This window comes from Actinoalloteichus sp. GBA129-24 (genome assembly GCF_001941645.1).
GTDB lineage: Bacteria > Actinomycetota > Actinomycetes > Mycobacteriales > Pseudonocardiaceae > Actinoalloteichus_A > Actinoalloteichus_A fjordicus.
On the sequence record NZ_CP016077.1, the window covers coordinates 5,305,426 to 5,326,332 of the forward strand.

Below are 20,907 nucleotides of genomic sequence, written 5' to 3' on the forward strand. Positions count from 1 at the left end.
GGCGCGAAATCGACAGGCTCCCGCGATCGATCTCACCCGGCTGACGGGACCTCGGCGTCGTCCGCTCGTTCGCCTGCTCAGTCCAGTGTGGACTTCGGTCGACGCGACGATGCTCGGGGCCGATCCCGCGAGGAGGACTATCCCGCCGTGCGCAGCAGCTCCGCAGGGGCGATCGGGCGTCGCTCGGCGATCGAACGCCACACCGCCTCGCCCGCTGCGACCGCCGAGGCGCCCTCCTCGGCGGAGGCCACCAGGCCCAGCTCGACGGACTCGCGGGTCGGGCCGACGAAGACGTCGTGGCGCAGCAGCGGATCGGCGCCCTCATGTCCGCCGCTCACGGTGTCGACGTCGATCGTCGAGGGCGGGCCGAAGAGCGGGCGGTGGGTGATGACCGAGGACCCCGGCAGCGGCTCGCCGCCGGGCAGCCGTCCCGTGGTGGTCTCCAGCTGTCCGTGGGTGCCGTTGACGACCAGCCGATATCCCTCCCATGGCGAGGAGAAGTCGATCGTGTAGGCGAGGCTGGCCCCGCGCCGGTAGGCGAGCAGCGCGCTGTAGGTGTCCTCGATGTCGATCTCCTCGTCGTACAGGTAGAGATCGCGGCCCGCCGGGTACTGGTGGGCGTAGCCGAGGCCGAAGAGTCCGAGCCGGTCCGACTCGGCGTCGGCGTGGAAGGCGCCGCTGCCGAGTTGGGCCTGGTAGTAGGGGTCGTGTGCCCGCAGCTGCGCCCCCTCGTACGGCTGGCCCTCGGCGTCCCGAGGCCGGTGCGGGCTGTCCGGCCCGTAGTAGTTGCGCCCGCCGAGGGCGAAGACCTGCTCGGGGGTGTCGTCGAGCCACCAGGACACCAGGTCCAGATGGTGGGTGCTCTTGTGCACCGAGAGCCCGCCGGAGTACTCGCGGCGCCGGTTCCAGCGCAGGAAGTAGCTGGCTCCGTGGCGGACGTCAACGTGGTAGTCCAGGGTCACGTGGGTCGGTCTGCCCACCGCGCCCGCGCGGATCAGCTTCTTGATCTGCCGATGCCGCTGGGTGTAGCGCAGGTTGTGGGTGACCAGGACAGTCGCGGACGACGCCTTCTCGGCCGCGAGAACCCGCGCGGCCTGGGCGGCGGTGGAGACCATCGGCTTCTCCGCGACGACGTCGATCCCCCGTTCCAGCGCAGCCACGATGTAGTCGACGTGGGTGTGGTCCGGTGCCGTGACGATGACGACGTCGGGCGAGGTCTGCCGCACCATCTCGTCGAAGCGGTCCGGGGCGAACCTCGGTACGGGCGGATGACCGGCGGGCAGCAGGGAGTCGTTGAAGGCCGCCACGCGAGCGGCGTCGGGGTCGACGATGCCCACCAGGTCGCCGTGCGCGGAGAAGTCCTCGTCGCCCGCGCCGAAACCGAGGACGGAGTCGCTGCCTCCCCTCGCGCCGAGCAGGGGTCGGACGAAGCTGGCCAGGCCTCGGTTGGACAGGCCGCAGACGACGTATCTCCGGTGGGACACCACTGAGGACACTCCCTTGCAAACGCGTGCTGGCATGTCAGTGCCGTTCGTCAACGGATGGCACACTACCTGGTCCTATTGATTAAACAAGCGGTTGCGGTATCGTCCTCGGCGATGACTGATCTCGGGTTCAGACCCAACCTGGACGGGTATCACGACGCCTCGTTGGACCTGCTACGCCAGGTGTACGCCCGCACCGAGCGCCGCATCGACGAGTGGCGGGCGGTCACCGACGGCGTCGCCACGCCCGCCGACGTCGCCGCGTATCAGGAGCGGGTGCGTGCGGCCGTCCACCGAGGCGTCGGCGGACTGCCCGTCTCCGAGCATCCGCTCGGCGTCCGGTGGCTCGGCTCCGTCGACGCCGAGTCGTGTCGCATCGACCGGCTGACCTTCGAGAGCCTGCCGGGCGTCGTGGTCCCCGCCACCCTGTACCGCCCCGCCGAGACCGGGCTCGTCGATGCGGCCGAGCCGACGACCGCAGGCGGGACCGCGACGGCCCGCAGGCCCGCGATCCTCGTCACCTGCGGTCACAGCGATCTCGCCAAGGCCGATCCCGAATATCAGCACGTCTGCCGCAGCCTGGCCGCCGCGGGATTCGTCGTTCTGATCTTCGACCCGTTCGGGCAGGGCGAGCGCCACGGATACCTGCGACCGGACGGCACCGCCGCCGTCGCGCCGGGCACCGCCGAGCACACCTATGCGGGGGTGCAGAGCTGGTGGCTCGGCCAGTCGGCCGCCCGCTACTTCGTCCACGACGCCCGCCGCGCCGTCGATCTGCTCGCCTCGCTGCCCGAGGTCGATCCCGCGCGCATCGGCGTGACGGGCAACAGCGGCGGCGGAATGCTGTGCACGCTTCTGATGGCCGTGGAACCCCGGATCGCGGCGGCGGCGCCCGGCACCTACGTCTGCGGCAGGCGGGGCTATCTGTGGTCCGGCCAGCGGCAGGACGCCGAGCAGATCCTGCTCGGCGGCACCGAGGCGGGCGTCGACCACGACGACCTGCTGGCGGTCATGGCGCCTCGGCCCGTGTGCGTGCTGGCCGCCGAGTACGACTTCTTCCCCTACGAGGCGACCGTGGAGTCGGTGGCCCGCGCCCGGCGGATCTACGATCTTCTCGGTGCGGCCGAGGCGTTGCGGCTGGTCACGGCGCCGACGACGCACCGGTACGGGTCGCAGCTGGCGGCAGCGGCCGTGGCGTTCTTCACCGAGGTGCTGTCGGCTCCGGCGACGGACACCGCACGGGAGGGCGCACCCGGGCGGGGCCGCGACGACGAGACCCGGCCCCGCGACTCCCGGCCCGAGGTCACCTCGACGGACCCCGCACCGCTCCCCACACCCACCGCCGTCCTGCCGCCGGCGTCGCTGCGCTGCACGGACAGCGGGCAACTCGCACTGGAGCCGGGCGGCGCTGCTCGGCTCCTGCCCGATCTGACGCGGACCACGGCACCGGCGCAGGCCATGCCGCTCGCCGACGAGCAGGTACGCGACTGGCTCACCGCCAGGGTGCAGGCGCACCGCGACGTGCCGCCCCGACCGCAGACCCGGTGGCTGCCCGGCCCCGAGGGCACCGACCACGTCTTCTGGCGAGCGGAGCGAGACCTCTGGGGTGCGGGGGTGGTACTACCGGCCCGGCCCGACACGCCGGGGCCGCTGCACGTGGTGCTGCTGCACGAGGGCACCGCCGAACTCACCGCCGACCATCCGGTGACGAGGCTGGCCGGCCTGGTCGTCGTCGTCGACGTGCGCGGACAGGGTGCGCTCGCCGTCCACGACCGGGACGGCCTGCCCGCCGAGGATCAGGCGAGCGCGGTCTACAAGCTCGGCTGCGACCTGCTGTGGCTCGACGACAGTCTGGCCGCCGCCCGCACCTTCGACGTGCTGCGGGCCGTCGACGTGCTGCGGAGGGAGGAGCCGTTGCGCCGCAGACATCCCCGACTCACCGAACACAGTCCCGTCCACCTGCACGGCTACGGCCTCGGCGCCTTTCATGCCCTGCTGGCGGCCGTGGTCGATCCCGCCGTCGCCTCCGTGACCGTGACCGACCCGATCGTCGACACCGACCGCATCCGCACCGAGCGCCTGCACGACGAGGGGCGCGGCGGGTGGCAGGCCCTCGTGCCCGGCCTGGCCGGGATCGCCTCGACCCGCAGGCTGGAGCGAATGCTCGGCGACCGGCTGCGGACGGCCGACCGATGAGCGTGGACGGGCGACGCATCAGGACCGCGCTGGCGCACGGCACGCCGCTGGACTGGGTCTTCACCGGAGACAGCATCGTCGCCGCCGTCCACTGGACGGGAGTCGAACGCGGCTATGTCGAGTTGTTCACCGAGTGGCTCCGGTACACGTCGGCGCGCCGTGCCGACGTGGTGATCAACACGGCCGTCAGCGGCTGGCGGATTCCCGCGCTGCGCGCGGCCCTGGACCACGCCGTGCTGCGGTTCTCCCCCGACGTCGTCGTCATCGGCCTCGGCACCAACGACGCCAGGGAGGGCGCGGTCGGACTCGCGGACTTCCGCCGGGACTACGGCGCGGTCATCCAGCGCATCCACGAACAGGGCGGCGCCGTGGTACTCCAGACGCCGCCCGGCGTGTCGTCCTCGGCGGTGCAGGCCCCGTCGATCGCGGCCTACGCGGCGGCCGTGCGCGCGCTCGCCGCCGAGCACGGCTGCCTGCTGGTCGACCACCACGCGACCTGGACGGCCCCGACCGCGCGTCTCGACGAGTGGCTGGCCGATCCGATCCACCCCGGTGGAGCGGGCCATCGCGTGCTGGCCGACACCCTGATCGACACGCTCCGGTCCGGGGGGCCGTCCGGCGCCGATCAGGCCGCCGACTCCGCTCCGTCGGGCCGATAGACGATCCGCTGCCGCGAACCCCGCAGCCGGGGATCGGCCACCGGCACCGCCGAGAGCAGCGCGCGCGTGTAGTCGTGCCTCGGGTTCTCGAAGACCTCGGCGGCGACGCCCTGTTCCACCATGGTGCCGAAGTACATGACGGCGAGGCGATCGCAGACCCGCTCGACGACCGAGAGGTCGTGGGAGATGAACAGGTAGGTCAGCCCGAACTCCGACTGGAGGTCGGCCAGCAGCTCCAGGATCTGGGTCCGCACCGACACGTCCAGGGCGGACACCGCCTCGTCGGCGATGACCAGGCGGGGTTCGGTGATCAGCGCGCGGGCGATGCCGATCCGCTGCCGTTCCCCGCCGGAGAAGGCGTGCGGATAGCGGTTGATCACCGATCGCCTCAGCCCGACGCGCTCCAGCATCGCCTCGACCCGGTCGGACAGCTCCGAACCCGAGGCGATTCCCGCCGCGCGCAGCGGCTCGCCGATCACCTGCCGAATCGTCATCCGGGGGTTGAGCGAGCCGTAGGGGTCCTGGAAGACCATGCGGATCTGCCGCCGGTAGGGCAGCAGGCGCTTCTCGTTCAGCGTGGCCAGGTCGACCTGGGTGCCGTCGTCCTGGCGATAGAGCAGCCTGCCCCTGGTCGGCTGATACGCGCGCATGACGCAACGGCCCAGCGTCGTCTTCCCACAGCCCGATTCGCCGACGAGGCCGACGGTGGTCCCCTCCGGGATGTCGAGCGAGACGCCGTCCACGGCCCGGACCACCTCGCGGCGGCGCCTGCCGCCGAACACCGAGCCGGAGACGGCGCCGAACTCCATCGCCAGGTCGTCGATGCGCAGCAACGGCACGTCCGTCGTCTCGCCGCCTGCACCGGAGACCTGCGGTGCGTCCCGGTTCTCGACGATCGCGGGGCCCGGCGTGGCAGGCTGCCGCGTCGCCCGCTCCGGCGCGTCCGGCTCCGCAGCAGCCGACCCCGCAGCAGCAGGCTCCGCAGCAGCAGGCTCCCCAGCGGCAGGCTCGTCGGTCGCACGCCGAGCCGAGGCCGACGAGCGGCCGGGCAGCGAGGCGAGCAGCTCCTTGGTGTACTCGGCCTGCGGATCGTGGAAGATCGCGTCGACGCTGCCCTGCTCGACCACCCTGCCGTGCCGCATCACCACGACCTCGTCGGCGATCTCGGCGACTACGCCGAGATCGTGGGTGATGAACATCATCGTCATCCCCATCGACTCCTTCAGCTCGGCCAGCAGGTCGAGGATCTGCGCCTGGGTCGTGACGTCGAGCGCGGTGGTCGGCTCGTCCGCGATGAGCAACGAGGGACGACAGGCCAGCGCCATCGCGATCATGGCCCGTTGCCGCATCCCGCCGGAGAGCTGGAAGGTGTAGGCGTCGATCCGCTCCTCCGGGCGGGGGATGCCGACCCGCTCCAGCTCCTGGACGACCCGGTCCCGCACCGTCTTGGGCTTGACCTTCTCGTGGATCGCCAGCATCTCGCTGATCTGGTTGCCGATGGTGTGCACCGGACTCAGCGAGGACATCGGCTCCTGGAAGACGAGTCCGACGTCCCGGCCGCGGATCGAGCGGATCGCCGGTCCCTTCTGGTCCAGTGCCGCCATGTCGACGACGTCGCCGTCGGGCTCGGCGCGCAGCAGGATGCGGCCCGCCTCGATCCGCCCGGGGTTGTCGACCACCTGGATCACCGATCGCGCGGTGGCGGACTTGCCCGAGCCGGACTCGCCGACGATGCAGGTCGTCTTCGCCCGCCGGACGAGGAGATCGATCCCGTCGACGGCGTGCACCGCGCCCTCGTCGGTGTGGAAGGTGGTGCGCAGGCCCTGGATGTCCAGGATCGCGGCCGGGTCGCGTAGTTCCGACGCGGGCACCGTCGCGGCGCGCAGACCGCCGCGACGGTCCTCCTCGGCTGATCTCCGTCGCCAGATCACGGTGCTCTCCTGCCGTAGGGGTCGGCGGAGTCACGCAGCCCGTCGCCGACGAAGTTGAAGGCCACGACGGCGACCACCACCGCCAGGCCGGGGAGCATGAGCCACGGCGCCGTCGCGACCGTCTGCACGTTCTGGGCGTCCTGAAGCAGCACGCCCCACGAGACGGCCGGGGCCCGCAGCCCCAGTCCGAGGAAGGACAGCGAGGTCTCGGCCAGGATCATCGTCGGCACGGCCAGGCTCACCGTCGCGATGATGTGCGAGGCGAAGGACGGCAGCATGTGCCGGGAGATGATGCGTCGGGTCTTGACGCCGTCGAAGCGGGCCGCCATGACGTAGTCCTCGCTGCGGGTCTGGAGCAGCCTGCCTCGGATCACCCTGGCCAGGCTGGTCCAGCCCAGCAGCGAGAGGATGATCGTGATCATGAAGTAGGTGCGGACCGGCCCCCACTGCGGCGGGACGGCGGCGGCCAGTCCCAACCAGAGCGGCAGCGTCGGAATCGACATGATCAGCTCGATCAGCCGTTGGATCACCGTGTCGATCCAGCCGCCGAAGTAGCCGGATATCCCGCCGAGGATCAGCCCCAGCAGCAGGGAGATCGCCACCCCTGCCAAGCCGAGGGACAGGGAGATCTGCGAGCCGTAGATGATCTTCGACAGGAGGTCGGCGCCCGAGCGGTCGGCCCCGAGCAGGTAGAAGCGCTCGGTCGGGTCCGTCGGCCCGAAGAGGTGGATGTCGGCGTCGAACAGCCCGAGGATCGAGTACTCGTCACCCCGGACGAAGAAGCCGAGTTCGACGACGCGGCTGGTGTCCTCCTCGAACACGCGGGCCAGCGTCTCCAGATCGGTGGAGCCCGAGGTCGGATGGACGTAGAGGCCCTCCGAGAAGGAGAACTTGGGCAGCTGCGGCGGCTGGTAGGCGTGCTCGGCGCTGTAGGAGTCGGTGGAGAACGGGGCGAAGAAGCCCGCGAAGGCGGCGACGAGGTACATCGCCACCATCACGTACAGGCCGACCATCGCCATCCGATGCTTGCGGAAGCGCCACCAGATCAGCTTCCACTGCGAGGCGGCGGTGACCTCTCCCGCGCTCCTGCCGGTCTGGGTCGCGATCTCGTCCGGTGTCTCGACGTCCTCGGGCGGTGGTCCGCTCGTCATGTCGGCCTCACGCCTTTCCGAATCGGACGCGGGGATCGACCGCCGCGAGCAGGATGTCGGAGAGCAGCGTCCCGATCACCGTCAGCACGGCGATGATCAGGATGATGCCGCCCGCCAGGTACATGTCCTGCGACCTCAGCGCGGTCAGCAGCAGCGGCCCGATGGTGCTCAGGGCCAGCACCTGGGCCACGATGATCTCGCCGTCGAACAGCGAGGGCAGATGCCAGCCCGCCGTCGAGATGAACGGGTTCATCGCGATCCGCAACGGATACTTGGTCACGAGCCGCCCCTCGGAGAGCCCCTTGGCCCTAGCCGTGGTGACATAGGGCTTGTTCAGCTCGTCGAGCATGTTCGCCCTGGTCACCCTGATGACCCCTGCGGTGCCCGCGAGGCCGATGACCAGCACCGGAATCCACAGGTGCTCCAGCAGGTCGACGAACTTCGCCATGCTCCACGGCGCGTTGACCATCTCCGGCGAGAACAGTCCGCCGACGCTCTGCCCGAACAGTTCGAAGCCCAGGTAGGCCAACACGAGCGCGGCGAGAAAGTTCGGCACCGCCAGGGCGATGAAGCCGATGCCCGAGATCGTGTAGTCGCCGAAGGAGTGCTGCTTCATGGCCGAGTAGACCCCGGCGGGCAGCGCGATCGCCCAGGTGAACAGCAGGGTGGCGACGCCGAGTGCGAGGGTCAGCGGCAACCGCTCCGCGATGAGCGCCGACACCGGCCGTTGGAACTGGAACGACAGGCCGAAGTCGCCGTGCAGCAGGATGTTGCTGATCCACTTCCAGTACTGCACCCAGAACGGATCGCCGATGCCGTACCTGGCGCGCAGTGCGTCGAGCTGTGCCGGGTCCAGGCTCTGTCCCTGCGCCTCCAGGGAGGCGATCTGCGTGGTGAGGAAGTCGCCCGGCGGGAGTTGGATGATGAAGAAGGCGATCACGGAGATCGCGACCAGCGTCGGGATCACATGCAGGACCCGCATGATGATGAAGCGCAGCATCAGTAGATCCGCTCAGGAGGTCGGCTCGGAGAAGTACATCTGCTCCGGCTTCGAGATGCCCTCTCTGCCGTAATAGAACGACAGCGCCGGATCGTCGTCGCGGACGTTGCGCAGCCCGTTGTTCACGACGATCGGTTGGAAGGGCAGCTTGAGCAGTCCGATCGCGTAGACGTTCTCGTCGTGCTGCCGCATGATCGCGCGGCCGGACTCGATGCGGGCCTCGTCGTTCTCGGCCGTGCGCAGGGCGTCCCACTCGTCCATGAGCTGCTTGATCTCGTCGGTCGGCTCGATGCCCTCCGTGCCGCCGCTGGAGTACCACTGGCCGTAGCCGGGTGCGGTGTGACTGTTGCTGGCGGTGGGGATGAACCACACCGGTTCCAGGTCCCAGTCGTTCTCCGGCATCGTGGTGCCGTCCAGGTCGAAGTCGTTGCTCGCCCGCAGCTCGGTGTACAGGGTGCCGTCGACCGGCCGTACGACGATGGAGACGCCGATCTCGGCCCAGTTGCGCCGGACCATCTCGAAGGCGTCGGTCTGCGGAACGCCCGAGTCGTTCGCGACGTACAGCAGCACCAGCTCGAAGGGCCTGCCGTCGGGCAGCAGCCTGGTCCCGGCGCCGTTGCGGTCGGCGAGGCCCGCCTCGTCGAGCAGCCGCTCCGCCTCGGCGACGTCGTAGTCGAGGAAGCGCTGCCCGCCGCCCTCGACGTAGTAGTCGGAGTCCTCGGTGGCGAGCGGATGGCGGGCGACGCCCAGCCCGCCGAGCAGGGTCGTGTTCATCTCCTCGCGGTCGATCGCGTGGGAGAGGGCCGCCCGCACCCGGACGTCGGCGAGCACCTCCCGCAGCACCGGGTCCTGATGCGAGAGGTTCGGGCAGATCGACAGCAGGCTGGCCGTCGCCTGCCAGCGCAGGACCTCAAAGCCCCGGCTCTCCGCGTTCTGCACGTACACCTGGGTGGTGTTGTAACCGAGGAAGTGTCCCTGCATGTCCAGGTCGCCGTTGGCGGCGCGCAGGTCGAGTGCGTCCTGTTCGAGCACCTGGACCTGGACGTGGTCGACGTACGGCAGCTGCCTGCCGTCCGGGTCGGTCTTGTAGTAGTACGGGTTGCGCTCCAGCTCGGCGGTGCCGCTGCCGCCCGAGGCGGAGCTGGTCACCATGAAGGCGCCCATGACCGGCCGTTCCGGGTTGGTCCACCAGTTGTCCCGGTCGGCGAAGTACTGGTCCCAGGAGTCGAAGCCCGCCGCCGAGGCGGCCTCGTCGACGACCGCCCGGTCGGTGACGTCGGGGTGGAACTGCTCGAGGTAGTGGCGGGGCTTGATGAACTGGTAGCTCACCGCCGGATGACAGAGGAACTTCTCGAACAGCGCGAAGGGCCGCTCGAAGGTGATGACGACGGTGCGCTCGTCGGGCGTCTCCACCTCGGGGCGCTGCTGTCCCGCGTCGGAGAACCAGAACGGCGGGCCCGGCCAGAACACGTCGTTCTTCAGGAAGCGGTCCACGGTGAAGAGCACATCCGCCGAGGTGAAGGGCTCGCCGTCCGACCAGCGCAGGCCCTCGCGCAGCACGAAGGTGTAGACGCGGTTGTCGTCGCTCTTCTCGAAGGTCTCGGCGAGGCTGGGCTGGGAGGCGTCGGCCGCCTTGTTCCACTCCAACAGCCCGACGCCCGCGAAGGCCTGGAGGATTCCGTTGTCCAGGGCGTCGGTCTGGGCCCGCCGGATGGTGCCGCCGAAGCGTCCGGTGCTCTCCCAGGGCTCCACCACCAGCGGATTGACCGGAAGCCGCTCGGTCAGCGGCGGCAGCTCGCCTGCCGCGACCCGCTCGGCCAGCAGCGGCGACTCCAGCGCGTCCGGGTCGCCGCCTGCGGTGTCGCCGAACGGATTCGGGGCCTCATCGCCGGTGCACGCCGAGATCCCGAACAGTGCGACGGCGGCCGTCGCCCCGCCACCGAACTTCAGCAGCGCTCTGCGCGATACCGTGGTCCGCTCTGTCATCGAGACTCCTCCATACCTGTGCCAAACCATTGCTGCACCGACGTCGGAACGGCGAGGTTCTGCACAATCCTTGTCGCCACCCGGCAAGCCCGCAGTCACATGATTTTCCTGAACTCGCAGTAGAAACGCGGTTCCCATGACCGGACGATGCAGTGAACCTACCGACCGCAAACGGTTGCCGCAATAGCAGCACCGGGCTCTTGCGTTACGAAGAGGCGTCGGGCTCGTTGCCTACGGCGTCGGGTCCGCGCCCGCGAGCGGACTCCAGTCGTCACCGAGCGGCGCAGGGCTCGCACACCGTGACGTAACGGGCACGAACCGCGCCTGCTCCGCCGATTCGCCGATGCTCAACAGCGTGTCGAGCACGTGCCCCGCCAGCCGGGCGTCCGCCCGATGCGGCCTGCCCGCTCGGATCGCCTCGGCCATCTCCGCGACGCCGAGCCCCCGCCCGAGCGTCGCACCGACGGTGGGCAGGTCCTCCCACTCCTGCGCTCCCGGCCTGCGTAGTCGCAGCACTCCGTCGAAGCGGTTGGGGTCGGGCAGTCGAAGCGTCCCCTCGGTCCCGTTCACCTCCAGCACCCCCTGCCGACGCAGGGCGGTGTCGAAGCTGAAGACGGCGGTGACGACCGCGCCGCAGGCCAGCTCGATCTGCGCGGAGGTGTGGGTGGGCGCGACGACGGGAAACCTCGTCCCGGCACGCGGGCCCGACCCGATGACCCGCTCCGACCAGGCCTGCCGCGCCACCGCGGAGACCCGCTCCACCGGCCCGAGCATCGCGACCAGCGCGGTCACGTAGTACGGGCCCATGTCGAGTAAGGGGCCGCCGCCCGCCGCGAAGAGGAACTCCGGTGCCGGATGCCAGCTCTCGGGGCCCGGTCCCTGGCAACTGACGACCGCCGACAGTGGACGGCCGATGCCGCCCGCCTGGATGAAGCGGATCGCGGACTGGACCCCCGCCCCGAGGAACGTGTCCGGGGCGCTGCCCAGCCGCCGATCCGCCCGTTCGGCGGCGGCAACGAGACCGGCCAGCTCCGCGCGGGAATTCGCGATCGGCTTCTCGCCGTAGACGTGCTGCCCGGCGGCGAGCGCCGCCTCGGCCACCTCGGCGTGCACGGCGGGGATCGTGAGGTTCAGGACGAGGTCGACGTCGGGACTGCCGACGACGGTCTCGGGCCCGCCCCAGACGTCGACGCCTGCGAGGGCCGCCGCCTCGGCGGCCCGTTCCGGCAGGAGATCGCCGCAGGCGACCACCCGCACCGACGGAATCCTGATCAGGTTCTCCAGATAGGCCCGGCTGATCGTGCCGCAGCCGACGACGCCGACGCGCAGCCGATCCGCACCTGCCTGAGTCATGACGACACCTCCGACACCCGGGAGTCCATGGCGGGCAGCGCCGCCCTGTTAGCCACCAGCACATCCAGGACCGGATCGGCGCACCGGTCGATCTCCAGGATTCGCGCGGCCGAGGCCGGGACCTCGGCCAGCATCGCGGCCAGCCCCAGCACGCCCCGGCCGAGCACCGTCTGATCGCCCTCGACGGTGCCGGGACCGTCCTTGACGTGCACGGAGTGCAGCCGGGGACCCAGCGCGCGGATCAGCTCGACGACGTCCGCGCCGCCCACGTGGGCCCAGTAGAGGTCGAGCTGGAACAGCAGCTCGCTCGGCGCCGCCGCCAGCAGCTCCAGCAGCCCGCTGCGGCCGTCGGCGAGCGGGCCCGCCTCCCAGTGGTGATTGTGATAGGCCACGCGCAGTCCCGCCCCGGCGGCGATGTCGATCACCAGGGCCAGCCGATCGGCGACGCGCCCGATGTCGGCCGAGGTCGACCATTCGGCGGGCTCCGAGCGCGGCACCACGAGGGTGTCGGCGCCGAGCCCGGCGACGGTGTCCGCCAGCGCGGGCAGCTCCGCGAGGTCGGCCGGGATCTTCACATGCGCGCTGCGGATCGCCAGACCTGCCGCCTCGGCGTCGGCTCGGAGTCCGCCAGGGTCCGAGATCACGTCGTAGGGCTCGAGGAAACCGATCCCGCCCGCCGCCAGCGCGGCGAAGGTCGCGGCCCGGTCGGTCGCCAGCAGCTCGCGGACCGAGTAGAGCTGCACACCGACGTCGAGGTCCGATCCGGATGTCGTCTCGCTCACCGCTGTCCCTCCTCGAAATAGCGGACCAGCTCCGGGTCGAGCGGGGGCACGTCCAGCGCGGAGCCGGTGGTGCGCATCGACTCGGTCGCCAGTGCGCCCGCCGCGACGGCCTCCCGCGCCGCCACCGGGGAGGTGTCGGTCGGCACGCCGGTCCGGACGAAGGCCAGGAACTCCCGCAGCAGCGCGGGGTCCGCGCCGTGATGCCCGCCTTCGGCCTCGGGAATCGGGAACTCCTCGTGCCCCTCGGCGTCGAACTCGGTGCGCCGATTCCACAGGCGCACCACGCCCTCGTGCCCGAGACCGAAGTTCTCGATGCGCCCCTCGGTGCCGATGACGGTGTAGTTGCGCCAGTAGTCCGGGGTGAAATGACATTCCGAGTACGTGGCGTACACGCCGTTGTCCAGCGCCATGGTCATCATCGACACGTCCTCGACGTCGACGACGGGATTGAGTCCGGTCTGCGCCAGCGGCGGCCAGTTGTTCTTCCGGTCGATCCAGTCGGTGATCAGCTCGCCGGTGCGGTCGCGCCGGTCGGTGATGCCGCCGTAGACCGACAGGCCGCCCATCGCGCTGACCCGGCGGGTGTAGCCGCCCGCCAGCCAGTGGATGACGTCGATGTCGTGCGCGCCCTTCTGTAACAGCAGGGAGTTCACCTTGGAGCGGTCGGCGTGCCAGTCCTTGAAGAAGCGGTCGCCGCCGTCGCCGACGAAGTAGCGACACCAGATCGCCTTGACCTCGCCGATCCGACCGTCCACGACGAGATCGCGCATCAATCGGATCACCGGCATGTGCCGCATGTTGTGCCCGACGTAGAGGCGGCTGCCGGTGCGACGCGCGGTGGCCAGCATCCGGTCGCAGTCCTCGAGCGTGGTCGCCATCGGCTTGTCCACGAAGACCGCGACGCCCGCTTCGAGCAGGGCGCAGGCCTGGTCGGCATGGAGATGGTCGGGCGAGGTCACGAACGCGGCGTCGAGCCCGGTCGCGATCAGCTCGGACAGCGAGGAGGTGGTCAGCACGTCGGGGCCGAACCGCTCCTTCGCGCGCGCGTGCGCCGTGGGCAGCGGATCACACGCCGCGACGACGCGGGCATCGCCGTCCAGCTCGGCGGCCGTCTTCGCGATGATGCCGCGATTACCGTTGCCGACCACTCCGATACGGAGCGGCGGTCCTGCTGACCGAAATACCATGAGCAGCGACGTTACGGGATGCAATCGGTTGCCGCAAGCACCATGGAATGGGTCGGGTCATGCCAGGTTCAAGCCTCGATTGCCCAGGTCGAGGCTTGCGGTAGCCTCGGCGCGTTTGCTGCACGAACTGCTGGAGGAAGCCACAGATGAGTGTCACTCTCGCCGATGTCGCCAAGGCGACCGGCCTGTCCGCCTCCACCGTGTCGCGTGCGCTGTCGGACCCGGACAAGGTCAATCCGTCCACTCGCGAACGCGTCCGCAAGATCGCGCGCGACATGGGATACGTGCCGAATCTCCTCGCCCGCTCGCTCACGGCGGGCCGCAACGACATCGTCGGGCTGATCGTCCCCGACATCGCCAATCCCTTCTTCCCGCCGATCATCAAGGCCGTGCAGGCTCGGGCGACCAGCAAGGGCAAGACCGTGCTCATCGCGGACGTCGACGAGCATCCGGCCGACGAACTCCACCGCGCCAGGGTCATGCGCAAGCGCGTCGACGGGCTGATCGTCGTCTCGCCGCGCACGCCGGACGATCAGCTCGCCGCACTCGCCGAGCTCCGGCCCATCGTGTTCGTCAACCGCGAACTGCCGGGCACCGCGAGCGTCATCATCGAGAACTCGGACGGGATGCGGGAGGCCGTCGAGCACCTGACCGCGCTCGGTCATCGTCGGATCGGCTATCTCAACGGTCCTCGACGCTCCTGGTCGAACATCCAGCGGCAGAACGCCGTCCGGCAGGCCTGCGCCGATCAGGGCGCGGAGCTGGTGGAGTTCGGGCCGTTCGAGCCGCAGATCCAGGCGGGCGTCCGCGCCGCCGACCTCGTGCACGCCAGCGGGATGACGGCGGTCATCGCCTATGACGACATGATCGCCCTCGGCCTGATGGCCCGGCTCAACGAGCGCGGCATCCGCGTGGGCCCCGACATCAGCGTCATCGGCATCGACGACAGCCCGATGTCGGGCATGGCGTACCCGACGCTGACGTCCATCCACGTGCCGGGCGCGGAGGCGGGTGCGGCGGCGGTGGACATCGTGCTCGATCTCGCCGACGCCCCCGACGACGCGCCGCCGCCGGTCCGCCAGCTGGAGACCCGGCTGATCGTGCGCGGGTCGACCAGTCCGGTGCCCGGCTGAGGCAGGCCCGCCGCGCCGGGTGGTTACCGCAGTGGCGGGTTCGGTTCGACGGGGTTCGGCGGGGGCCACGGCCGACCGGGCCCGGCTCGGCCGGTCAAGGCTGCGGCCGCCCGAGTTCGATCGGCCGCAGAGGACAGTCCACATCGGACGGTCTCCCCCGCAGCGCCCCACCGCGAGAGCCGCGGGGTCGGATTCCGCCGGAGGTCGCCCGCCGAAGGTCGCCCGCCGATCGACCCGAGGCCTGCCGAGCCCGCCCGGCCCGACGGTCAGCTCCCCCGCCGGACCAGGGCGCGACAGGTGGCGCGGACGCCGTGTCCGTCGAGGTCGAGATAGGCCTGGGACACCAGCTCGGCGGTGACCGGATCGGCGGCCGACTCCGGGGTGAGCACGCCTGCCCGTCGAGTCACGACACCGGCGACCTCGGCGGCTCCCACGCCCTCGGCGGCAGCCCGCAGCGCGGCGGCGAGCGGCTCGTGGACGGTCAGCTCTCTACCGTCGTCGTCCCGGCCGTGCACGACGAAGCGGACCCATGCCGCGATGAGCAGCGCCGTCCACTGTGGACTTCGACCGTGGGCCCGCGCGGCGCGCAGCGTCGGAATCGCCCGGACCGGCAGCTTCTGCGACCCGTCGGCCGCCACCTGATCACAGCGGTGTCCCAGGGCCTCGTTCCGGAAGCGGCTCAACACGGCCTCGCCGTAGGCGTCCAAGTCCCAGCCCGGCGGCGGCGCCACCGTGGCGGCGGCCTCGGCCTGCACTCCGCGTACCGCCGCCTCGATGTCGGGATCGGCGAGTGCGGCTGCGATGCCCGCATGGCCCGCGAGCGCGCCGAGGTAGGCGATCGTCGAATGGGCCGCGTTGAGCAGCCGGAGCTTGGCGGTCTCGTACGGGGCGACGTCGCCGACCAGTTCGACGCCTGCCCGGTGCCAGGCCGGGCGCGCGGCGGCGAAGTCGTCCTCGATCACCCACTGGCCGAAGGGCTCGGCCACCACGGCCGCGTCGTCCCGCAGCCCGATCAGCTCTTGCACGGCTGCCGTGTCGCGCGCGGCGGTGGCAGGCACGATCCGGTCGACCATCGACGGCGGGAACCGTACCGCCTCGCCCAGGTAGGCGGCCGTCTCCGCCGCCATCGTGCCGGGGAGCAGGCTGACGAACTCGCCGATCAGGGCGGCGAGCTGCCGTCCGTTTCCGGTGAGGTTGTCGCAGGAGATCACGGTCAGCGGGGTGCCGTCGCCTGCGGCCCGACTCTGGAGACCGGCCGTCAGCAGTCCCAGCGCCGTCGACGGCACCCGACCCGCGCCGACGGCCGCCGCATCGGCGCGCACGGCCTCGTCGATCAGCAGCCCGCCGGTCGCCGGATCACGCCGGTATCCCTTCTCGGTGATGGTCAGGGTCACCACCCCGGTGGTCGGCGCGGCGAGGCGCTCCACCACGGCGGGTCCCGCGCTCGGCGCATGCAGGGCCGCGCTGACCGCGTTGACCACGCGGGCACTGCGCCGCAGGCCGTCTCGTTCCAGGACGGTGAACAGCCCGTCCTGGTCGGTCAGCGCACCGACCACGCCCGGCGAGCGCGGCGCCACCAGGACGATGCCCCAGGAGCGATCACCGTCGGCCGCCATGGCCCGCTCGGTGAACCAGGCCTGGTGAGCGCGGTGAAACGCGCCCGCACCGAAGTGGACGATGCCGGGTTCTGGAGCGGGCCCGGACAGCAGCGGCCGGGCCGCCGACGGCAGGTCGCCCGCCATCGCTCGGGACAGCGTGCTCATCACATCACCGCGCCGAGCTGCCACGGCGCGAACTCCTCGTCGCCGAAGCCGAACTGCTCGCTGGCCGTCGACCGGCCGGACGCCGTGGCCAGGATCAACTCGAAGATGCGCCGCCCCATGTCCGCCAAGGTCACCGCCCCGTCGGCCACCGAGCCGCAGTTGAGGTCCATGTCCTCGGTCATCCGCTCGTAGACGGGGGTGTTGGTGGCGAGCTTCAGGCTGGGCACCGGCTTGCAGCCGTATACCGAGCCTCGGCCGGTGGTGAAGCAGACGACGTTCGCGCCGCCCGCGACCATGCCGGTGACCGAGACGGGGTCGTAGCCGGGCGTGTCCATGAAGATCAGACCTCGGGTGCCGGTCGGCTCGGCGAACTGCCGCACCGCACGCAACGGAGTCGTCCCGGACTTCGCCACGGCGCCGAGGGACTTCTCCAGGATCGTGGTGATGCCGCCGTCCTTGTTGCCTGGCGAGGGATTGTTGTCCAGCGAGCCGCCGTGTCGGGCGGTGTAGTCGCGCCACCAGGCGATGCGCGCCAACAGCGCCTCGGCCACCGCCGGGTCGTCGGCCCTGGCGGCGAGCAGGTGTTCGGCGCCGTAGATCTCCGGTGTCTCGCAGAGGATCGCGGTGCCGCCCTGGGCGATGAGCAGGTCGGCGGCGATGCCGAGTGCGGGGTTAGCGGTGATGCCCGAATAGCCGTCGGACCCGCCGCATTTGAGGCCCAGCACCAGTTCCGAGGCGGGCACCGGCGTGCGCTCGACGTCGAGCCGCTCCACCAGTTCCGCGACGGCCCGCACCCCGGCCCGGACGGCGGCGGCCGTCCCGCCCGCCTCCTGGATGGTCATGCCGACCACCGGCGTGTGCGCGGGCAGGTCGAGTTCGGAGACCTGATTGACCTCGCAGCCGAGGCCCAGCACCACCAGGCCGCCGAAGTTCGGGTGATCGGCATAGCCCGACAGCGTCCGGCGCAGCAGGGCCAGGCCCTCGCCGTCGGAGGCCAGTCCGCAGCCGCTGCCGTGCGTGATGGCCACGATCCCGTCGACGCTCGGGTGCGCGGCCAGCATCCCCGAGGATCGCACCTGGTCGGCGATGAGCTTGGCGACCGTCGCCGAGCAGTTGACCGAGGTGATGATGCCGAGGTAGTTCCTGGTCGCCACCCGCCCGTCGGCGCGGACGATGCCCTGGAAGGTCTCGGGCTCCTGCGCCGCCGGGGCGATCCCGGTGCCGAGCGCGGTCGGCGCCTCGGTGGTGTCGGCGAAGGCGAGGTTGTGCAGGTGCACGTGGTCGCCGGGCACGATGTCCTCGGTCGCGTAACCGATGACCTGACCGTATTTCGTGACGGCCCCGCCCGTGGCGACGGCGGTCAGCGCCACCTTGTGCCCGGCGGGCACCGGCGCCCGGGCGGCGACCGTCTCGGTGACCGGCGTGCCCTCGGCCAGCGGATCGAGGCTCACCGCGACCGCGTCGTCCGGACGCAGCCGCAGCAGCCGGGGTGTGCCGGTCGTCATGAGGATCTCCTGTCATCGGGTGCGGTAGGCGCGTTCGGAGTCCACCGACCGCGCAGCACGGTCCCCCACGGGCGGAAGCCGGGATCGAAGACGGCGAGGTCGGCGTCCATGCCGACCTCGACGACTCCCTTACGGTCGGCGACGCCCGCGACCGCGGCGGGCCTGCTCGTCGCGGCCGTGACCACCTCGGTCAGCGGCCAGCCGAGTTCGTCGTGCAGGTGGGCGAGCAGTCGCGGCAGCGTGGCGGTGCTGCCGCCGAACGAGTCGGCGCCGACGACCATGCCGACCCCGTCGCCGACCTCACAGCGCACCGTGCCGAGGTCGTACCGACTGCCCGTCGGCAGTCCGGTTCCCGGCGTGCCGTCGGAGACCACGATCAGGCGGTCGCCGAGACAGCGACGGGCGATCTCCAACAGCTCCGGCGGCAGGTGATGCCCGTCGGCGATGACCTCGGCGGTGAGTCCGGTGGCGGCCAGGGAGGCCTCCAGCAGACCCGGCACCCGCCACGGGCCGCGTCGCGTCGTGGTCGACTGACCGCTCCACAGGTGCGTGACGTGGGTGAGGCCCGCGTCCGTCGCGGCGGCGAGATCGGCCGCCGTCGCCTCGCTGTGTCCGGCGGCGACGACGATGCCCGCCTCAGCGAATCGGCGGACCGCCTCGATCGCGCCGGGCAGCTCCGGCGCCAGCGTGATCATGCGGATCAGCTCGCGGTGGCTGAGCAGCGCGGCGACGTCGTCTCGGCTCGGCGCCCGCAGGACGGCCGGATCGTGGGCACCGCACTGGGTGGCGGCGAGGAACGGGCCCTCGAGGTGGACGCCGAGCAGTTCGGCCGCGTCGGCAGGCCGCGCGGCGGTCCAGATCGGATCGTCCAGCCAGGAGACGAGGTCGGGCACGTCCGAGGAGACCAGGCTCGCCTGCGCACTCGTCACGCCGGCGCGGGCGAGGTGCCGCAACACGAGGGTCACGGCGTCGGGGAACCCGACGCCCATGGAGTGAGCGTCGGGGAACCCGACGCCCATGGAGTGAGCGTCGGGCCCTCCGCCACCCAAGGCGTGAGCGTCGGGCCCTCCGCCACCCAAGGCGTGAGTATCGGGCCCTCCACCACCCAAGGCGTGAGCGTCGGATTCCCCGTCCCCCATGGAATGAGCGTCTGGGAACCCCGAACCCATGGAGATGGCGTGAGCGTCCGGTCCCCCGGCTCCCGCCGTCGCACCGCCCGACCACGCCGCCGCCCCCTCGGCGGCACGCCCCTCCACGGACCGGCTCGGCCGGTCGAAGGAGTAACCCGCGCCGCCGTGCACGTGCAGGTCGATCAGGCCGGGGGTGACCAGTCGACCGTCGAGTTCGATCACTCGCGCTCCGACGGGCGGCTCCCGGTCGGTGAGGTCGACGATCCGGCCGCCCTCGACGTGGACCCCCAGCCCGCGCCGCACGCCGTCCGGGAGCACCACGGCTCCGCCGATGAGCACGAGTCGGGTGGACTCGATCATTCCCGTCGCCTCCGATCCACCGCAAGCCTGCAAGCGGTTGTCAGGACGAGCCCGCGACCGGCGTGTCGGCCCCGAGCGCCCCGGCCGAGGCAGGCTCCAGGTACAGCGTGGCATGGGGGGTGCGGCGCAGGATCGTGGCCGGACAGGCGGTGCTGATCTCCTCGCGCAGTGCGGCCGCGACGGCCGCCGCCTTCCGCTGCTCCGGGGCGCAGACCTGGACGTGAGCGGCGGCCAGCAACGCGGGGATGGTCAGCGAGATCGCCGTCGGCGGCACCGCGTCGATGTCGGGGAAGTGTCCCTCGCCGACCTGCTGGGTCAGCGACTCCGGCAGCAGCGTGATGACGCGGACCCAGCGGTCGTCGTCGAAGTCGGCCTCGAACGGCTCGTTGAAGGCGAGGTGGCCGTTCTCCCCGATCCCCATGCAGACCAGGTCGATCGGGGCCGAGCGAAGCAGTTCCTCGTAGCGGTCGCATTCGGCCTTGGCGTCGGGTGCGTCGCCGTGGATGTACTCCACCAGGGCAGGACCGAGGCGTCGTTCGATCCGCTCGCCGATCCACCGACGGAAGCTCGCCGGGTGCTCGCGGTCGATGCCGACGTACTCGTCCATGTGAAAGACGGTGACGTGGTCCCAGGGGACGTCCTCCGCGCGCAGCGCGTCGGTGAAGGCGAACTGCGAGTTGCCGGTCGCCATCACCGCCCGCGCCGATCCTCGGGCGGCGACGGCCTCGCGCAGGACCCGCGCGGCACTGCGCGCGGCGGCTCGCCCCATCTCCGCTTCGGAGGCGTACACCTCCACCGGAAGGGCTGCGGCCGTGAACTGGCGGATGGGCTCGGGCACGGGAATCCTCCTGAGACGTTCGCTTCGGCCGACGAACCGGCGGCGAGTCTCACCATACTGCAAGCGCATGCAGCACTGTCATTCCGTGCGGGGCGACGTCCGCCACGTCGGGTGCGATCGGCGGGCCGGCGGAGCTCGCGGGCAGCGCGGCGCCCGCCGTCGGCACGGCAGGTCCGGCGGCCCGGCGATCTCGTGCCGCCGGATGACCGGGGCCTGAGGCCCAGCAGACGCACCCGGAGGCAGGCGGCGGTCATCCCGGCTGGAGTCCCGCCGATGAGTACGGCGAGGCACCCCGCATTGGTGATCAGCACCGTCCGCGCCGATGCGTCGTCCCGCCGTCGCTGATCACGACGGGGCGGGTACGGCAGGGGGGCGACGGCCGCGAACCGGGACGCCCGAGCCGCGCTGCATCGCGCTCGGTGTCGGCGCGCGCCTACGGAGGGGCGGAA

General features: G+C 71.3%; 15 protein-coding genes. 3 read left to right on the forward strand and 12 right to left on the reverse strand.

Annotated elements, in window-relative coordinates:
- Positions 1-137 precede the first annotated feature (137 nt).
- Entirely contained in the window at positions 138-1,484 is a 1,347-nt protein-coding gene (locus tag UA75_RS22660) for a Gfo/Idh/MocA family oxidoreductase (protein WP_198042817.1), read from the reverse strand.
- A gap of 114 nt (positions 1,485-1,598) precedes the next feature.
- Here UA75_RS22660 and UA75_RS22665 point away from each other — a divergent pair, with 114 nt between their 5' ends.
- Complete coding sequence (locus UA75_RS22665; RefSeq protein WP_075741977.1) at positions 1,599-3,680, forward strand: acetylxylan esterase; 2,082 nt, start codon at positions 1,599-1,601, stop codon at positions 3,678-3,680.
- Positions 3,677-4,339: an SGNH/GDSL hydrolase family protein gene (locus UA75_RS22670; protein WP_083683485.1), complete on the forward strand. Its 663-nt coding sequence runs from the start codon at positions 3,677-3,679 to the stop codon at positions 4,337-4,339. Before UA75_RS22665 ends, UA75_RS22670 begins: the two co-directional genes overlap by 4 nt.
- Here the strand turns inward: UA75_RS22670 and UA75_RS22675 are convergent.
- The 7 genes from UA75_RS22675 to UA75_RS22705 form a co-directional block, all read right to left on the reverse strand.
- A complete protein-coding gene (locus tag UA75_RS22675) occupies positions 4,306-6,270 on the reverse strand; it encodes a dipeptide ABC transporter ATP-binding protein (RefSeq protein WP_075741979.1) in 1,965 nt (654 codons plus the stop codon). The two genes, UA75_RS22670 and UA75_RS22675, sit on opposite strands and share 34 nt — an antisense overlap.
- On the reverse strand, positions 6,267-7,421 hold the full coding sequence (locus UA75_RS22680) for an ABC transporter permease (RefSeq protein ID WP_083683487.1): 1,155 nt from the start codon (positions 7,419-7,421) through the stop codon (positions 6,267-6,269). The genes UA75_RS22675 and UA75_RS22680 overlap by 4 nt, the downstream gene beginning before the upstream one ends.
- A 7-nt stretch (positions 7,422-7,428) precedes the next feature.
- Complete coding sequence (locus tag UA75_RS22685; RefSeq protein WP_075741980.1) at positions 7,429-8,421, reverse strand: ABC transporter permease; 993 nt, start codon at positions 8,419-8,421, stop codon at positions 7,429-7,431.
- 12 nt (positions 8,422-8,433) lie between these two features.
- Positions 8,434-10,407, reverse strand: a complete 1,974-nt coding sequence (locus tag UA75_RS22690) for an ABC transporter substrate-binding protein (RefSeq protein WP_075741981.1) — start codon at positions 10,405-10,407, stop codon at positions 8,434-8,436.
- 231 nt (positions 10,408-10,638) lie between these two features.
- Positions 10,639-11,760 carry a Gfo/Idh/MocA family protein gene (locus UA75_RS22695; RefSeq protein ID WP_075741982.1) on the reverse strand — a complete coding sequence of 374 codons (1,122 nt, stop codon included), beginning with the start codon at positions 11,758-11,760 and terminating at the stop codon, positions 10,639-10,641.
- The gene (locus UA75_RS22700; RefSeq protein WP_075741983.1) at positions 11,757-12,542 is read right to left on the reverse strand and encodes a sugar phosphate isomerase/epimerase family protein; all 786 of its coding nucleotides are present in this window, start codon (positions 12,540-12,542) and stop codon (positions 11,757-11,759) included. The genes UA75_RS22695 and UA75_RS22700 overlap by 4 nt, the downstream gene beginning before the upstream one ends.
- A complete protein-coding gene (locus UA75_RS22705) occupies positions 12,539-13,729 on the reverse strand; it encodes a Gfo/Idh/MocA family protein (RefSeq protein WP_075741984.1) in 1,191 nt (396 codons plus the stop codon). The genes UA75_RS22700 and UA75_RS22705 overlap by 4 nt, the downstream gene beginning before the upstream one ends.
- A 146-nt stretch (positions 13,730-13,875) precedes the next feature.
- On the opposite strand from UA75_RS22705, the gene UA75_RS22710 reads away from it, so the two are divergent.
- The gene (locus tag UA75_RS22710; protein WP_075741985.1) at positions 13,876-14,862 is read left to right on the forward strand and encodes a LacI family DNA-binding transcriptional regulator; all 987 of its coding nucleotides are present in this window, start codon (positions 13,876-13,878) and stop codon (positions 14,860-14,862) included.
- Between the two features lie 266 nt (positions 14,863-15,128).
- Here UA75_RS22710 and UA75_RS22715 read toward each other — a convergent pair whose 3' ends face one another.
- The 4 genes from UA75_RS22715 to UA75_RS22730 are packed head-to-tail and all read right to left on the reverse strand — an operon-like array spanning position 15,129 to position 20,458.
- Positions 15,129-16,625 carry a mannitol dehydrogenase family protein gene (locus tag UA75_RS22715; RefSeq protein WP_157434379.1) on the reverse strand — a complete coding sequence of 499 codons (1,497 nt, stop codon included), beginning with the start codon at positions 16,623-16,625 and terminating at the stop codon, positions 15,129-15,131.
- Complete coding sequence (locus UA75_RS22720) at positions 16,625-18,130, reverse strand: UxaA family hydrolase (protein ID WP_075741986.1); 1,506 nt, start codon at positions 18,128-18,130, stop codon at positions 16,625-16,627. Before UA75_RS22720 ends, UA75_RS22715 begins: the two co-directional genes overlap by 1 nt.
- A complete protein-coding gene (locus tag UA75_RS22725) occupies positions 18,127-19,620 on the reverse strand; it encodes an N-acetylglucosamine-6-phosphate deacetylase (RefSeq protein ID WP_075741987.1) in 1,494 nt (497 codons plus the stop codon). The genes UA75_RS22720 and UA75_RS22725 overlap by 4 nt, the downstream gene beginning before the upstream one ends.
- 40 nt (positions 19,621-19,660) lie before the next feature.
- Positions 19,661-20,458, reverse strand: coding sequence for a 6-phosphogluconolactonase (locus UA75_RS22730; RefSeq protein ID WP_075741988.1), 798 nt, complete (start codon positions 20,456-20,458; stop codon positions 19,661-19,663).
- Between the last annotated feature and the right edge of the window lie 449 nt (positions 20,459-20,907).

What these genes read in the sequence shown, in the direction of transcription:
- UA75_RS22665 (WP_075741977.1), top strand. Translation starts at nt 1,599, where the DNA reads ATGACTGATCTCGGGTTCAGACCCAACCTGGACGGGTATCACGACGCC.
- UA75_RS22670 (WP_083683485.1), top strand. Translation starts at nt 3,677, where the DNA reads ATGAGCGTGGACGGGCGACGCATCAGGACCGCGCTGGCGCACGGCACG.
- UA75_RS22680 (WP_083683487.1), bottom strand. Translation starts at nt 7,421, where the DNA reads ATGACGAGCGGACCACCGCCCGAGGACGTCGAGACACCGGACGAGATC.
- UA75_RS22685 (WP_075741980.1), bottom strand. Translation starts at nt 8,421, where the DNA reads ATGCTGCGCTTCATCATCATGCGGGTCCTGCATGTGATCCCGACGCTG.
- UA75_RS22690 (WP_075741981.1), bottom strand. Translation starts at nt 10,407, where the DNA reads ATGACAGAGCGGACCACGGTATCGCGCAGAGCGCTGCTGAAGTTCGGT.
- UA75_RS22695 (WP_075741982.1), bottom strand. Translation starts at nt 11,760, where the DNA reads ATGACTCAGGCAGGTGCGGATCGGCTGCGCGTCGGCGTCGTCGGCTGC.
- UA75_RS22705 (WP_075741984.1), bottom strand. Translation starts at nt 13,729, where the DNA reads ATGGTATTTCGGTCAGCAGGACCGCCGCTCCGTATCGGAGTGGTCGGC.
- UA75_RS22710 (WP_075741985.1), top strand. Translation starts at nt 13,876, where the DNA reads ATGAGTGTCACTCTCGCCGATGTCGCCAAGGCGACCGGCCTGTCCGCC.
- UA75_RS22715 (WP_157434379.1), bottom strand. Translation starts at nt 16,625, where the DNA reads ATGAGCACGCTGTCCCGAGCGATGGCGGGCGACCTGCCGTCGGCGGCC.
- UA75_RS22720 (WP_075741986.1), bottom strand. Translation starts at nt 18,130, where the DNA reads ATGACGACCGGCACACCCCGGCTGCTGCGGCTGCGTCCGGACGACGCG.
- UA75_RS22725 (WP_075741987.1), bottom strand. Translation starts at nt 19,620, where the DNA reads ATGATCGAGTCCACCCGACTCGTGCTCATCGGCGGAGCCGTGGTGCTC.